The sequence below is a fragment of the Succinimonas sp. genome, assembly GCF_045225735.1.
In the GTDB taxonomy this organism is placed as follows: Bacteria; Pseudomonadota; Gammaproteobacteria; order Enterobacterales; family Succinivibrionaceae; genus Succinimonas.
The window spans coordinates 1-15,625 of the sequence record NZ_JBGVBR010000211.1; the positions used below are offsets into that span (position 1 = coordinate 1).

The following is a 15,625-nucleotide window of genomic DNA, read 5'->3' on the forward strand; positions in this document are numbered from 1 at the left end:
GGGAGCGTTTCAAACTTGTCCTTAAGCAGATCAAGCAGGTGCTCATACTGCGGCGAACCCTCTGGCATTGATACGGGGATATTCATAATGCGATAACCTCTATGTGGACGATAACGGCTACGAGATTACCTGCTTATATACCAATCATAAAGAACGTACATCTAATTTTGTCACGTCTATCACATTTATGAAAATGTAAAGTCACTGTTGTAATTTACGTGACCAAGTTCACATTAATCATGGTCACGGTTTGATACTGTGAATCAAATCTTGATTTTCTTTAGAGGGGATAAGAATTCCGAAAAAATACTGACCAATGTCGGTTAGAAAGTTGAATGAGCAGAATGGACAAATATCGGAGTTCAGCGAAAATCTCTGGTGCGGTCTGCTAGATTACGTTACGGCCTATGCTGATGGCAGACTGGTTTTCCGGTTCAAGAACGGTTCTGAATTTTTGGGGTAAAAGAAAGTTTTCTCATTAGCAAAAAGTCCGATCATCAAATCATTTAACCAGCCTATCGGGAACTGGAACACCTCAAAGGTCGAAAACATGCGGTCGATGTTTACTAAGGCGGAGAACTTCAATCAGCCTCTTGATCATTGGGACACCTCCAGCGTCAAATTCATGCAGGACATGTTCAGGAAAGCGGGCAAATTTAACCAGCCCATCGGCGCGTGGAACACTTCAAAAGTCACAAACATGGAGTGGATGTTTTGCGGAGCCTAGGCCTTTAATCAGGACATCGGCAGCTGGGTCAACGGAAATGTTACCACCATGGCATCCATGTTTTTCCACGCCGATGCCTTTAATCAGCCCCTCGGTAACTGGAATACCTCCAATGTTACGGACATGAGCTTTATGTTCAGCGATGCGGCATCCTTCAACCAGGATATCGGGAACTGAGATACCGCCAAAGCTGAGACCATGTGCTCTATGTTTTGCAATGCCGTATCCTTATAATCAGGATCTCAGATGGAATGCTGATAGCGTGAAAGACTTCCGCAAAATGTTTTCCGGCGCCAAAGTTTTTAACCAGGAGTTCCCGTTTCCCCCATTTTCGTCTACCCGGGGAGACTGGGTGTTCGAGGGATCCGGATATCAGGGATCGGATTTTGATGCCTGGCTTGGATTGGACTTGACGGCTGAATGACCTGAGATTCTCTTCCGAGTCCGGTTCCGTATTTCTCTGCGCCCGTATTTCTCTGAACGGCGTAGCAGAATGATTTGAGATGTCCGCTTCAGTTTAAACCGCCGCTGCCGTGAAAACCTCCTGATGATATTGTCCCGGTTTTCATACGCGGCTTTTGCGCGGAGACCGGAAAAAACTTAAAATAATGGATAAGAACGTTTGCAAGGAAAAATGGAACATAATGTCAGACGAAGATATCAACGAGAAAAACGATAAAGCTGAAAATATTGCAGATCCTGTAACTGAGGCTCAGGAAGAAAACCAGCCTGAAAAACTCTCCTCGGAAGAAGACGACAGCCGGGATCCGAATCGTCCCATTGATGTCAGATTTGCGCTCCGTATCAACATTTCGGATCGGGATCTCAGCAAAATGGTCAGCGTCTACCGCAGCATAGCGATTAAGACATCGGTGATCTCCGCAGTCCTGCTTCTCATTACCTGCATTCTCCCCTCGCTGTCGGATGAGGACATGGTCTTTCCGTACTCCATGCTCTTCTGGTTTGTGCTGATACTGACCGCGGTGAGAACCATCGCCTCGGTAAGAGATATTATGCGGGATAAGGAGTACTACCTGCAAAACATGGCCATTGCCGCCATCATTTCCGATGACAAGGACAAAGATGCCAATGCAAAGGATGGTAACTCCGATGCCGATATAGACGACCGCCGTCCGGAAAATCTTAAAGAAGAATTCCTGTCGGGTTTTCGCGTGCATTACGTCAGCGCCAAGATCAAAAGCTTTGTCCTGATGCTGTTAGCAGTATACGGCACCACCTATTTCGGAGACTTTCTGATGCTGCGGGACGGTCTGAGCTCCCTCTCGACATCCAAGGCCATCCTGGTTATCGCCTGCTTTATCATTCTTTTTCTGGTGGCCATGCGCGCCGTCTATTTCTGCTGCATCCTGGGCAAGATTGACTATTTCCGGATGGGCACCAAAAGAATGGTAGTGCGCGCCCGCAAAAAATCAGAGTCTTAACATGAGACTGAACGCCGCGCAGCTTGAGGCTGTTAACTATATCGGAGGCCCGTGTCTGGTGCTGGCCGGGGCCGGTTCCGGAAAAACCCGCGTCATCACCCAGAAAATCGTGCACCTCATTTCAAACTGTTCCTACTCCGCCCGGAATATCTGCGCGGTCACCTTTACCAACAAGGCGTCCAAGGAAATGAAGGAGCGCATCTCGGCAGCCCTGTCTCCGGATGTCATCAAGGGGCTCCGGGTATCCACGTTCCATTCCCTGGGCCTGGAGATCATCCGTCATGAATACGCCGCGCTCGGGATCTCGCCGAACTTTTCATTATTTGACGAATATGATTCCCTGAGCGTCATGAAGGAAATCATGGAAAAAGCCCAGGGGGATCTCACCAAGGACGAGCTCAGGGACAAATGCCACTACTGGCTGGGAGCGATTTCCCGCTTTAAAAACGATCTGAAATCCCCGGAGGAGATTTTGGAGGATCGGGATCCGGAAAGCCAGATCGCCGGACTCATCTACAGCGAATACCAGCATATGATGAAGTCCTGCAATGCCATTGACTTTGATGACCTCATCTATAAAACCGTAAAGCTGTTCCGAGACAATGAAGAGGCGCTGACCCGCTGGCGCTACCGTATCCGCTATCTTCTGGTGGACGAGTATCAGGATACCAACCAGAGCCAGTATGAGCTTATTCGTCTTCTGGTTTCTGAAAACCAGCGTTTCACCGTGGTGGGAGATGATGACCAGTCCATCTATTCCTGGCGGGGCGCCCAGCCGGAAAACATTCCCAAGCTCCGGACGGATTTTCCGAATCTCCGGGTGATCATGCTGGAGGAAAACTACCGTTCCTGCGGCCGCATTCTGAAGTGCGCCAATGCCCTTATTGCCCACAATCCCCATGAATACATAAAAAAGCTGCGGTCGGGACTGGAATTCGGAAAACCTCTCCGGGTCATCGAAATCCCTCATGCCGATCAGGAGGGCAAAAAGCTGGTAACGGATCTTTTGGGGCATCATTACCGCTACCGCACCAAATTTCAGGACTACGCCATCCTCTACCGGGGTAACTACCAGTCCCGGGAAATTCAGAAGGCTCTGGCCGAAAGCAACATTCCCTTCCGGGTTATCGGGGGCACCAGCTTTTTTGCCCAGTCGGAAATCAAGGATTTCATGTGCTATCTCCGGGTGCTGGTCAACGACGATGACAACCGGGCCTTTCTCAGAATCATCAATACTCCCAGAAGAGAAATCGGCGCCGTATCATTGGAGCATATCGGCAAATTTGCCGAAGATAATCACCTTTCCCTGATGCAGGCCTGCATGGATCCCCGGCTCACCGGCAGCATTCCCGGAAGAGAAGCCGGGAAGTTCATCGCCTTTGCGGAAAACATTCAGAGACTGCGCCGGGATCTCTCCGGAACCCGCGCCCATGAGACCCTCCGGAATCTCCCGGATGCTCTGGGCTATGCCGACTGGCTCCGGGCGGATTCCGGCAGCGAAAAGAGCGCGGAGTTCCGCATTGACAACGTTATGACCCTGATTGACTGGGTGGATCGATCCATGACCGGCAGTCCGGACAGCGATGAGGGCCCTCAGACCTTTGAGGAGGCGGTAACCCGCATGGCCCTCAGGGAGCTTCTGGATCGGGAGGAGCAGGACTTTGAGCTGGACGAGGTGCAGCTGATGACGCTGCATTCCTCCAAGGGGCTGGAATTCCCCTTTGTGTACATGATCGGCATGGAGGAGGGACTCCTGCCCCACAAAACCGCCGTGGAAACCGGAGACGTGGCCGAGGAGAGACGGCTGGCCTATGTGGGCATGACCCGGGCCAGAAAGGAGCTCACCTTTATGCTCTGCCAGGAACGGAAAAGCCGGGATCAGCGGGACAAGGTGCACCCCGAGCCCAGCCGCTTCCTTAAAGAGCTGCCCCCCGAGGATCTGGACTGGAAGGAAAACGGCAGTCTGATGACCAAGCAGGAACGCTCCGACATGCTAGACGCCTTCTTTAAGGACGCCAAGGCCTATCTGGACAAAAACTGATCTAGAAAAAACGCCTCCCCCGCCGGAATCTGGCGCTTCTCCGGCTCCATGCGCGTTTCCCGGGAGTTTGCGGGGGCGAACTATCCTGCCACTGACAGTAACCGCTTTCGGGGGTCAGCATTGTTCTCATGGCCGGCCGTACCGTGGCATCCTCAAGCCAAAGCCGATAACCCAGGAGATAAAGGGATCCGTTGGTCTGCACGCATGCGGCAAACCAGGGAAGATCCCCCGGATTCCGGAGCCACCAGAAACAGTTACCCGCGTAGTCCGTGAAAGCTCCGTAACCATGACCGACTGCGTAGGGAGTGGGCCGGCAGACTCTCTGGCTGTCAGTGGCAAAATAGCGCTCCGCCTCTGCCAGACTGAGACAGAACACGCGATCCCAGGTATCCCTCTCAGGAGGAAGACCATCCTGGATCCACGGTTCAGGTTCGGGATTGCCTTCATTTTTGAGCAGCGTCGGCAGAATGAGCTGGCGTTCCCTGCCGGTAAATGCTTTCCGGATAAAGGCGCTGTTCAGCCATTTACGAAGATGGGAGTATTCCCAGATCGTGGCTTCATTGAAGCCGCATGTATGATAAGTCCGCGCAATCAGGCCGTACCTGCTTATCAGAAGCGCCGCAGGCACCCGGCGTTCTCCAAAAAAATCCTCTGTAACATCCAGGACCAGCCATTCAATGGGAGTCCGATCCTTTTCTCCCCGGTACGGGTACGTGCCGAAGGTGATAATATCACCCGCGCGAACCGGAATTACACCAGCATCCGGAGAGTTGGACAGTCTTGCGTCTGACATCTTCATGTCCTCTTTTCTTTGAAATCATGACGGGAGGCGGGGGGCAGCCCGGAAAAGATCCGGATTCTGCTTGCTCCCTGGAAGAACTATATCTGGCAAAGATCCCCGGGCCATCCCACGGAAAATGGCCGCCCCTTTTGACTGAGAATCTCCGTCGCATAAAACGGCCGGCCTTTCACTTCGGGTATTCTGCGGGAGATATCTAAGGCTCCGGCTTCCCGTTCAGGTGAAAACACAGACTTGCCTTACGATTACTTTACCAATTTCATACCGTATGAAAGTTATGCATCAAATTATGTAACATATTGTACTATTTTTTATAGTATTTGTCAAGCTAAAATTACGAATACATGATTATAAGAAGACGATGTTTTTAAGACAAAAGACAGGTATTTTCACCATATTGCGGAATCGACAAAGAGAGAGTTTCGGCAAAAAAGAGAGTTCAGTATTGAAATCCTAAACGGAAAAAACTTTGAAACGCATAGACAGAAGGCTCTAAAGCGGCAGTTTAATTCTGCCCGCCACGCTCCGCCGCATATTCCGCCCTGGCCGCGCAGCGGAGCTTAACCGGGAGAGCTCCGGGACATTATTTCGGACTTCTCCATCAGTCAGCAAAAAGGTCATCCAGAGTAATGACGTTAACAAACACCCCGCTGTATTCATTGGGCTTGAGGCCGAAGGTTGTAATCAGAGTGCTGCGTACTGCGGTTTTGCGGGACACCAGTCCGGACAAGACCTCCTGTCTTCGCAAAATCGTACGGTAATATTCCCGGTCAACGCAGAAATCATCGCTGCAGTATTTGATTTCGCACATGTTGACGACATTGTCAGCACGGGAAATCAGGAGATCAATCTGCATGCCGTCCTCCGCGCCGCTTTTTTTCGACCAGGCAGATTCTGAGGTATGCACTCCCCCGATTCCCAAAGACTTCTTGATTTGCCGGATATGGTTAAAACAGAGCCTTTCATATGCCAGACCTCGCCAGGAAACAAGATCCTGCCGATGGAGACCGTGCTGCCAGAAGGTCTCGCTGCGGCCATCCATGAGATCCTTAAACCTGAGATAAAAAATGCAGAAAGGATCCGTAAGCCGGAAACGAGCCTCTCTTTTGCCGGCGCCGAAGGGAACGTATCTGACAACAAAATCGCTGGTAATGAGAGCATTAAGCTGCTCCGTCAAAGAGCCTCCGTCGGATATGCCCAGCCCTTCCATAAGGTCAGATCGCGTAAAACCGGATGCCCGGCGGTAAAGAAATGCCACGATCGCCTTCATGGTCTCGGGGTTTCTGAAGGCCGAGGAAAACAGTCTGTCGTATTCGTTACGGAGCTTTGCTTTTGCGGAAAACAGGAGATTATCGATGTTCTGGGCCAGACTTTTTTCCGGCTCAAAATACCTCAGATAATAAGGAATGCCTCCCAGAATCATATAGCTTTGCGCAATGTCATATCTGGAGAGCCGCACCTTGTTCATGGCAAAAAAATCCTCGCACTCGGCAAGAGTAAAAGGGGAAAGCTTTATCTCCCAGGTGATCCTGTCATAGAGCCCGCCATGACTGTTAATCATATTATCTAGGATCCAGGAACTGGCGCTGCCGCAGACTATCACCATAAGATTCCGGCGATGACAGCCCCAGTTGTTCCAGAAGGACTCAAATGCCGTAATAAACCCGGATCTCGGAGTATCAAGCCACGGCAGTTCATCAAGGAAAACCACCTGTCTATTGCCGGTATCCCGCTCCTTAAGGAATTGCTCCAAAAGCAAAAAGGCGTCAAACCAGTTACGGGGAATGCTGCTTCTCGCCATCCCCTGTTCCAAAAGAGAATTGTAAAAATTCCTGAGCTGAGCCTGCATGGCTCCTTTTTTGATTTCCAGAGGAGACAGCCCGGCATGCCGGAAAGCAAGACGCCCCTCAAATACCGAGTCAACAAGAAATGTCTTGCCAACGCGACGTCGTCCATAAACAGCGACAAGTTCGGATCTCCCGCTGTCATAAAGCCTGTTAAGCTCCCTTATCTCCTGTTTGCGTCCTGTTATCATGCACTCCCCCTCGCTTTATTTAGCGGAAATATTAAAAAACACCTCAAATCCGCTGAATAAAACACATTCTATCAGCCTGCTATTCATATTATCAAGTCTGGAAACCACAGAGAAACAGTAAAACAAGGCCATGTATCTCCCGCCACTGTACCTCCATTACCCTGCATCATCTCTGTTTATGCAACGAATACCGTCATTGTATACCATCTTAATCAGCGGAAATCAGTAAAAAGTATCAAAATCCGCTGAATAAAACGCATTCTCCCGTAACCTTAACGGGGGAATCAAACCCGAATTGCCATGATTCATATAACAGGCATTGGCCGTTTTATTCCCGAACTGCGTCATTAGTTCTGTCTCGCGGTTTCCTTTCTGTTTTATTCAGCGGAAATATCAGTAATTTTCTCAAATCCGCTGAATAAAGCAGAGTTGCCTCCCTGTCTCCCGCAGCATTCCTCCTGTTCCCTTCCCGCAGATTTTCAGAACGATGAAATTCAGGCGGGGTGATATTCAGGCATCCCTTTCCCGGAAATGCAAAATCGAAACTGGTACCGGGCTGTTTGCCGAAAGCAAGGCCAAGGCTTCCCAAATGCTGTAACAGGCAAAGCCGGGAGAATTTTGCGTTACCGCAAAACTCCCCTTCGATCCGGACCAAAACTGATCTCAAATAACGCCTCAGCAGTCTGAAACAGACACCATTCCAGGCCGGAAACGCTTCCGGCTCCGGAACATCACCGAAGCCAAAATGTCAAAGTGACGATACCTGAATACGCTCAGAACGCATAACTATGCTCGCACAATAATCACATTATTGTCAGCATCCGTGCCGTCCCCGCTGCGGATAATGGTATACTGATAATCAAGAAAATAATTAATAGGAATGCCGCGAGCATTCGTCAGAGAGTTTAATGACAGACCTAATTGAAATCAAAAACGTGACCTTTTCCTACGGCTCCCGGAAGATCTACGATGATGTGTCCCTGACCGTGGAAAAGGGCAAAATCACGGCCTTTCTGGGCCCCAGCGGCACCGGAAAAACCACCATGCTGCGCCTTATCGGAGGCCAGCTGGCTCCCGATGCCGGAGAGATTTTCTTTGACGGCATCAATGTCCATAAGCTGGGCCGGGCAGATCTTTACGACCTCCGGAAGCGCATGAGCATGCTGTTTCAGAGCGGCGCCCTCTTCACGGACATGAACGTGTTCGACAATGTGGCCTTCCCCATCCGGGAGCATTCCAAGCTGCCTCCTGAAATTATTAATGCCATGGTGCTTATGAAGCTGGAAGCCGTGGGACTCCGCGGCGCCGCGCATCTGATGCCCCAGGAGCTTTCCGGCGGCATGGCCAGACGGGCGGCGCTGGCCCGGGCCATTGCTCTGGATCCCGAGCTTATCATGTACGATGAGCCCTTTGTGGGCCAGGATCCTATCACCATGGATGTGCTGGTGCGTCTTATAAAGAAGATGAATGATACCCTCGGACTCACTTCGGTGGTGGTAACCCACGATGTGCCTGAAATCATGGAAATCGCCGACTATCTCTATATCTTCTCCGGCGGCAAGGTTATCGGGAGCGGCACCCCGTACGAGCTCAGAAAAAGCCGGGATCCCCGCATAAAGCAGTTCATCAACGGCGAATTCGATGGCCCGGTTCCCTTTAACTACCCGACCGATACACCATATCTTGAGGCTCTTTAATTCATGATCAATTTCATTACCGGACTCGGACGCATCGGAGTAAAAAGAATCAACGCCCTCGGCCGGGCCACCGTCATGCTGTTCTATTCCATTGTGGGCAAACCCGAATTCAGCAAGAACTTTCCGGAGCTTATTCGCCAGATCTACGTGGTGGGGGTGCAGTCCATCAGCATCATCGCCATTTCCGGCCTCTTTATCGGCATGGTTCTGGGCCTCCAGGGCTTTAACGTGCTGGTCAGATTCATGGCCGAAGGCGCTCTGGGACAGCTGGTAGCCCTGTCCATTATCCGGGAGCTGGGGCCGGTGGTAGCCGCCCTGCTCTTTGCCGGACGGGCCGGCTCTGCCCTTACCGCTGAAATCGGTCTTAAAAAGGCCACGGAACAGCTGACCTCCATGGAAATGATGGCCGTGGATCCCCTGCGACGGGTTATTGCCCCGCGCTTCTGGGCCGGCGTCATCTCTCTCCCCATACTGGCCGCCATCTTTACTGTCGTAGGCATCTACGGCGGCAAGCTGGTAGGCGTGGACTGGCTGGGAGTGGATGACGGCATCTTCTGGAGCGGCATGCAGAGCAATGTGGATTTCTGGGACGACCTGGGCATGTGCTTTATTAAAAGCGTGGTGTTTGCCATTGTAGTTACCTGGATCGCCCTCTTTAACGGCTATGACCTGGTGCCTACCTCCGCCGGCATCAGCAAGGCCACTACCAATACCGTGGTACAGTCTTCGCTGGCGGTTCTCGGACTGGACTTCATTCTTACTGCTTTGATGTTTTAGGGTTACATTATGGTTAAATACAGCAAAACTGAATTCTTTGTGGGGCTTTTCATGCTCCTGGGCATCATCGCAGGCGTGGTTCTGGCTCTTAAGGTGGCCGGCCTGACGCTGTCCTACGATACCGGCGTTTACACCATTCACGGCTACTTCGACAATGTGGGCTCCCTGAAGGTGCGGGCTCCGGTGAAAATCGGCGGCGTGGTTATCGGCCGGGTCTCCGCCATCTATGTTGATAAGGAAAAGCTGGTGCCGGTAGTAAAAATGGAGATCGAGTCTCAGTACAGCGAGCTCTCCAGCGAAAGCAAGGCCTCAGTGCTCACCGCCGGACTTATCGGGGAACAGTATATCGGCATCACCCCCGGCTTCTATGACGAGGACATGGGTACCACCTATCTTAAGGACGGGGATCGCATTCAGGATACCGGATCCGCCATTGTGCTGGAGGATCTTATCGGGAAATTCCTCTACAGCGTCAAGGGTGATGACAAGAACGAAAGCTCTGAGGATAAGTGAGATTCTTCTTCCCGGATAACAGCCGTAATAAGGGCTTGAACTAACCGGGAATCCCCGCCCCCCCCAGTCGGCGCCGGCATCCGCTCCCCTCATGAGACAGCCGAACCGATGCCTGGGATGGTAAAATTACTGCCCGCCGGCTCTGTAACAGCCGGCGCTTTGTTAACTGAAAAACACCATAATCAGTAATTAGTAATTGAAATATACATAACGGATTTGACATGCATGAAAATCCGGCAGTTCAAAACGACAGGATAAGCTTTTTATGACCGCAAATACCCTTGACTCTGACAAGCATGCGCTTCTGGACTGGAAAAAATTCGCTGATACCTACACCATCAACTATGCCAAAACCCATTATGTGGTGATATCCATCAATTATGATTTTTATAAAGACGACAAAGGATACAAGGTTCCCAGCTACATAGAAGGCGTGGTGACTACCCTGAAGGGAACCACCAAATACAAATGCCGTATTGAAAACCTCCCCCGGAATACCGATTATTCTCTGGATCTGGCCCATACCATCTGCGACTGCAACAACTATTACTACAATAACTACTACAGCAAATCCGCCAAACCGACCTTTGAACTCTGCTCCCACGTTGCCGCCCTGTTCCTGGAATACGAAAAGCGCGAAGGCCCCATTCTCCTCCCCGCGGGACCGCTCCGGGAAAAGAAAATGGTCTATGACGTCATGGTGTCAGTTATCTCCCGCACCGTCGCCGTCGCTACCTATCAGGCCAAATATCACTTCATTTCCGCGGGATCTCTGAGTTGCTTTCAGAATAAATCGGAAATCGGCCTCGGTTACTTCGACATCCGCTCCTATCTGGACAACAGAAAAACCACCACCTTTGTATCCCGCTCCGTGGAGGAAATCCTCAAAAAGGCCAAGGCTATCGATGCGGAGGAATCCACCGTGGAGTACAAGAAGCATCATGGCAGCACCTACCTCTCCGTGAAGCTGGCCTTTAACTTCACCGCGGCCCACCTGTACGGCAAGACGCTTTCCCTCAAGCTGACCGAAAAGGAAGCAATCTGGCAGGACGTGCCGGACGAGCTTAACTTTCTGCCGGACAGCCATTACCAGAACAGCATTCTGAACGAAACCCAGATCATCTCCCTTCTCTGGGTCTGGGACTACCTGAACGAGCATCCGGTGGTAATCGACGAAACCGACGATAACGCCCTGAAATTCCTCCGGAACATTCACAGAAGCTACATTGACTATGAAAGCTCCCATCCGGAAAAGGAGTCTCCGGCGGAGGAAGAATCCGGCCTTACCGTATCACTGTACCCCTATCTGTCCGATTTCAGCGGATCCGCGCTGCATATCGGCGTCAAAATAAGCATCTCAGACAACCCCAGAAAATATGTGGTAAAGGATCTCAACGAACTCCTCAAGGCTTACCACAAACAGCAGGAATACCTCTTGGGCAGAACCTCCGCGGTAAAATTCGCCAAAGACAGACTGGATCCGGATTCCCTCAAACTTATGGAGCTTCTCAAAAGACGGTATCTGGCAGTGTATGAAAGCTCCCGGGATCACATGTTCTATACCGTTGTCCCCTTTCCCAAAAACAATGCGTTTTCCCTGACGGGAATGTTCCTGGACGAATTCTATGACCTGATGGAGAACTCCTTCATTTACAGCAACGACCTTATTGAAAACACCCTCAGCGTGAAGCACACCCCGCTGTCCATTCCCATAACCATTACCGAAAAGATCATTCATGACAAGGTCACCAAAATCACGGTGACCGGCAGAATCGGTTCCAACATTATTTCCAGCGGCAAACACCGCTACACCCTGACTACAGAAAATCTCTCCCGAATCGATCCGGAGGAAGAAAAGCAAATGAACCTCTTCTCGGATATCATCAGGAAGGATCACAGCTTCGAATTTTCGGTAGGCATCAGAGGACTTAACGATTTCTATCACCGGGTACTCCCGGTGCTTACCGCATCCCCCTGCTTCAGCATTACCGATAAGGCTGACAAGATCTCCGAAACCGTGCTGCCAAAGCCGGAATTCACCTTCTACATGGATCTGGAGGAAAAACGCCGCTTCAGCAATCTCACTCTTTTTGCCGATGTGTCCTACGGCGATCAGGTTTATCACCTGGGGGAAAGCAAGAAAAAGACCGGTAAGCCCGATTCCGAAATTATGGATCCGGGGTACCAGATACCGGCAGAGGATGAATTCCGGGATGCCGTATATGAAAAGAGAATCATCTCCGTACTGGACTCCATATTCAGCGAACGGCTCCTCAGCGAACAGCGCCGGCCGAATGATCCGGAGCGCTATTACTGGTACGAACAGATGGATGATGACAATCTGTTCCAGTTCCTGAACAAGAGCATCGATAAGCTCCAGTACTACGGCACCATCAAGGGGACGGAACGCTTTAACCGCCTCCGGATAACCAATGTCAAGGGAGTTCGGATCGGGGTTTCGGTAGATAACGACCTTCTGAATATCAATATCACCTCTCAGGAATTCTCCTCGGATGAACTGGCTGATGTGCTCACCAGCTACTCCCTGAAAAAGAAGTGGCACCGGCTGAAGTCCGGCATATTCGTGGATCTCACCACCAACGAAGAGATCCAGGAAATTGTGTCCATGCTGGAAAAAATCGATGTGCTACCGGCCGACATCATCCTGAAGAAAACAAAGGTTTCGCTGTTCCGGGCTCTTTATCTTGACAAGCTCATGGAGAACCATGAGGCTCTGGCCATTACCCGGGATCAGACCTTCCGCCAGCTTATCAAGAACTTTAATTCCGTGAAGGATTCCGAGTACGATCCCCCGGAATCGCTGCAGCATATCATGCGGGAATACCAGATCTACGGCTTCAAGTGGCTGAGCACAGTAAAGCACTGCGGCTTTGGCGGCATCCTCGCTGATGACATGGGTCTCGGGAAAACCCTGCAGATGATCTCGGTGCTCCTGGCCGACAAGGAGGAACGGGAAAAACTGAAAAAAGAGCAGGCTCAGGAAGCATCAGGAAACGGGCTCACTAACCCCGCCGAGGTTCCCGCTCCCGAAAGCGTTGTTATCGACACGGTATCCGAGACCATTTCCGCGACTGTTTCCGAAACCGCGCCGTCTTCAGAAACAGCCCCTGCGGAGCCGGCAGTCCCGGAAAACGCGGTTCCCGGCAATCCCTCTTCTGACAATTCTGTTCCGGACAGTGCCGCTCCGCAGACTGCCGCCGCAGCAATCAATGCCGCTGCGGAAAACGCCGCTTCCACCGTGGGAGTCAGAAAAGGCAACACCCTGGTAGTTTCTCCGGCCTCTCTGGTCTACAACTGGGTGGAGGAAATCCGGCGTTTTGCGCCTGAACTTATCACCATCCCCCTGACCGCCTCCGCGGCTCTCAGAAAGGAGGCTCTCAGGGCTTCGGAAAAAACCGATGTGTACGTTATCTCCTATGACCTGCTGAGCAAGGATATCCCCCTCATCAGAGAAATCACCTTTAACAATATGATTATCGACGAAGCGCAGTACATTAAAAACCCGAAATCCGGCTATGCCCGCTCCGTCAAGGCGGTTCCCGCCAGAAACCGCTTCGCCCTCACCGGCACTCCCATTGAGAACCGGCTCTCCGAGCTCTGGAGCATCTTCGACTTCGTGATGCCGGGCTTCCTGTACACCTATGCCAAGTTCTCGGGACAGTTTGAAGTCCCCATTACCAAATGCCAGGATCCGGAGGCGATGGAAAAGCTCAAGGCCATGACCTCCCCCTTTATTCTGCGCCGCAAAAAGACCGATGTCCTTAAGAACCTCCCCGGCAAAATGGAGGAGGTCTTCTATACCAGGATCAGCGGCGAGCAGCAGAAGGTGTACGATGCTCAGGTTATGAAGATGAAGAAGGTTATCAGCATTTCCTCCGGCAGCACCAAGGGCGAGGACAAGATCCGCATTATCGCCGAGCTCATGCGGCTCCGGCAGATCTGCTGCGATCCTTCTCTGGTGTTCAGCAACTACGCCGGGGAAAGCGCCAAGCGGGAAGCCTGTCTGGATCTTATTGATAGCGCCGTTGATGGCGGACACCGCATTCTGTTATTCTCCCAGTTTACTTCCATGCTGGAGCTCCTGAAGAGGGATCTGGACTCCAGAGGCATTGAATACTACGAGATCACCGGCTCCACCACCAAGGAAAAGAGGCTGGATCTGGTGCATGATTTCAATGCGGGAGAAACTCCCGTCTTCCTGATTTCCCTGAAAGCCGGCGGCACCGGACTCAACCTTACCGGAGCGGATACGGTCATCCACTACGACCCGTGGTGGAACCTTGCGGCCATGAATCAGGCCACAGACCGGGCGCACCGCATCGGCCAGTCCAAGATAGTTACGGTGTACAAGCTGATTATGAAGGACACCATTGAAGAAAAGATTCTGAAGCTCCAGGAAACCAAAAGGGATCTGGCGGAATCAATTCTGGAAGGAAACACCACCTCCCTGATGAGCCTGTCTGCGGAAGAGCTGATGGATCTGCTGTCATAACACGGTGAAGAGCACGGCGGCCGGCTATATTGGAGCAGACATTTAATACGGCGGGGGTTAATACGGCGTATGGCGCATAGCTCTCGGAGAAACAGAAGGCTTGCGGAAGTGTCAGAGAAAGAAGCTTAAGAGGGTTAACGGCTTAAGCGGCTTAAAAAGGACGGATTTTCAAAAAAAATCACAATTTGTAAAACAAAAACGGAAAAACCCTGTCAAAATATACACTGTCTTGCAATGAAACGCTCAAAAGACAGCCAAGCGCTCGCAAAACCGGGCTCACAACAATCGGGAAAGTAAAAATGACATTTGATTTATTAAAGAAGCTGGCTCTGGGATTCATGGTTGCAACCGCCGCCGTTATTGCGGTTCCGGCTGCTCCGGCATACGCTGCCGAGGCTCAGCAGGTGGACGCCACCAATCCCTACACCATGATGAAGGTACTGGCAGACAATGTATTCCAGGATCTCCGGAACACCACTCCTCCCATGACCACTGAAAAGGCCCGGGCCATTATTACCAAGGATCTGCTGCCCTACATCGACAACAAGTATTCTTCCTTCAAGGTAATCGGCACCAACCTCAAGAATACCACCAAGGAAGAGAGAGAAGCCTTCACTGTTTCCTTTACCAATTACATTATCGCCACCTATGCCGATGCTCTGAAGAAGTACACCAATCAGACCATCAAGGTGCAGGATCCGGAGCCCATCACTGACAAGATCACCTCCGTCAAGGTTACCATCTCCGCTCCCGGAGCTGAGGATGTGGAGGTTATTTTCAAGATGCGCCTGAATCCCAAGACCGGCACCTGGAAGGCCTATGACATGGTGGCTGAAGGCATCTCCCTCCTGAGCGCCAAGCAGTCTGAGCTTTCGGGCATGATCCGGGACAAGGGGATCACCGAGGTTTGCAGGATCCTGGACAAGCACGTTGCCGATACCATGAAAAACTAACAGGAAGATCGCTATGGAAAAGCTTTCCGGAAAACTGGATCAAAGGAGTGTGGAAAAGCTCTGGGAACGCAAGGATGCCATTTTCAGCAGCGACGGAGCTGACCTCACTGAGGTCACAAGCGTCGATT

Annotated in this window: 11 protein-coding genes; 9 read left to right on the forward strand and 2 right to left on the reverse strand. The window is 51.4% G+C overall.

What is annotated here, in order from left to right; genetic code table 11:
• The first annotated feature begins 496 nt into the window (after nucleotides 1-496).
• The 4 genes from ACJROR_RS07260 (at nucleotide 497) to ACJROR_RS07275 (ending at nucleotide 4,210) form a co-directional block, all read left to right on the forward strand.
• Nucleotides 497-727: a BspA family leucine-rich repeat surface protein gene (locus ACJROR_RS07260; RefSeq protein WP_406546545.1), complete on the forward strand. Its 231-nt coding sequence runs from the start codon at nucleotides 497-499 to the stop codon at nucleotides 725-727.
• Nucleotides 728-742: 15 nt separating this feature from the next.
• Nucleotides 743-904, forward strand: coding sequence for a BspA family leucine-rich repeat surface protein (locus tag ACJROR_RS07265; RefSeq protein ID WP_406546546.1), 162 nt, complete (start codon nucleotides 743-745; stop codon nucleotides 902-904).
• Between the two features lie 467 nt (nucleotides 905-1,371).
• Nucleotides 1,372-2,169 (forward strand): hypothetical protein, encoded by a 798-nt coding sequence (locus ACJROR_RS07270; protein WP_406546537.1) that lies wholly within the window; start codon nucleotides 1,372-1,374, stop codon nucleotides 2,167-2,169.
• Nucleotide 2,170: 1 nt separating this feature from the next.
• Nucleotides 2,171-4,210, forward strand: a complete 2,040-nt coding sequence (locus ACJROR_RS07275) for a UvrD-helicase domain-containing protein (protein WP_406546538.1) — start codon at nucleotides 2,171-2,173, stop codon at nucleotides 4,208-4,210.
• Nucleotide 4,211: 1 nt separating this feature from the next.
• Here the strand turns inward: ACJROR_RS07275 and ACJROR_RS07280 are convergent, their stop codons facing one another.
• Together ACJROR_RS07280 and ACJROR_RS07285 are read right to left on the reverse strand one after the other, a co-directional pair.
• Nucleotides 4,212-5,003, reverse strand: coding sequence for a DUF6273 domain-containing protein (locus tag ACJROR_RS07280; protein WP_406546539.1), 792 nt, complete (start codon nucleotides 5,001-5,003; stop codon nucleotides 4,212-4,214).
• Between the two features lie 607 nt (nucleotides 5,004-5,610).
• Complete coding sequence (locus ACJROR_RS07285) at nucleotides 5,611-7,044, reverse strand: ATP-binding protein (protein WP_406546540.1); 1,434 nt, start codon at nucleotides 7,042-7,044, stop codon at nucleotides 5,611-5,613.
• Between the two features lie 908 nt (nucleotides 7,045-7,952).
• Here ACJROR_RS07285 and ACJROR_RS07290 point away from each other — a divergent pair.
• The 5 genes from ACJROR_RS07290 (at nucleotide 7,953) to ACJROR_RS07310 (ending at nucleotide 15,497) form a co-directional block, all read left to right on the forward strand.
• Entirely contained in the window at nucleotides 7,953-8,741 is a 789-nt protein-coding gene (locus tag ACJROR_RS07290; RefSeq protein WP_406546541.1) for an ATP-binding cassette domain-containing protein, read from the forward strand.
• Nucleotides 8,742-8,744: 3 nt separating this feature from the next.
• Nucleotides 8,745-9,518 (forward strand): lipid asymmetry maintenance ABC transporter permease subunit MlaE, encoded by a 774-nt coding sequence (gene mlaE / locus ACJROR_RS07295; protein ID WP_406546542.1) that lies wholly within the window; start codon nucleotides 8,745-8,747, stop codon nucleotides 9,516-9,518.
• 9 nt (nucleotides 9,519-9,527) lie between these two features.
• Nucleotides 9,528-10,031, forward strand: a complete 504-nt coding sequence (gene mlaD, locus ACJROR_RS07300) for an outer membrane lipid asymmetry maintenance protein MlaD (RefSeq protein WP_406037476.1) — start codon at nucleotides 9,528-9,530, stop codon at nucleotides 10,029-10,031.
• A gap of 265 nt (nucleotides 10,032-10,296) precedes the next feature.
• Entirely contained in the window at nucleotides 10,297-14,544 is a 4,248-nt protein-coding gene (locus tag ACJROR_RS07305; RefSeq protein ID WP_406546543.1) for a DEAD/DEAH box helicase, read from the forward strand.
• Between the two features lie 299 nt (nucleotides 14,545-14,843).
• On the forward strand, nucleotides 14,844-15,497 hold the full coding sequence (locus ACJROR_RS07310; protein WP_406546544.1) for a phospholipid-binding protein MlaC: 654 nt from the start codon (nucleotides 14,844-14,846) through the stop codon (nucleotides 15,495-15,497).
• Nucleotides 15,498-15,625 lie beyond the last annotated feature (128 nt).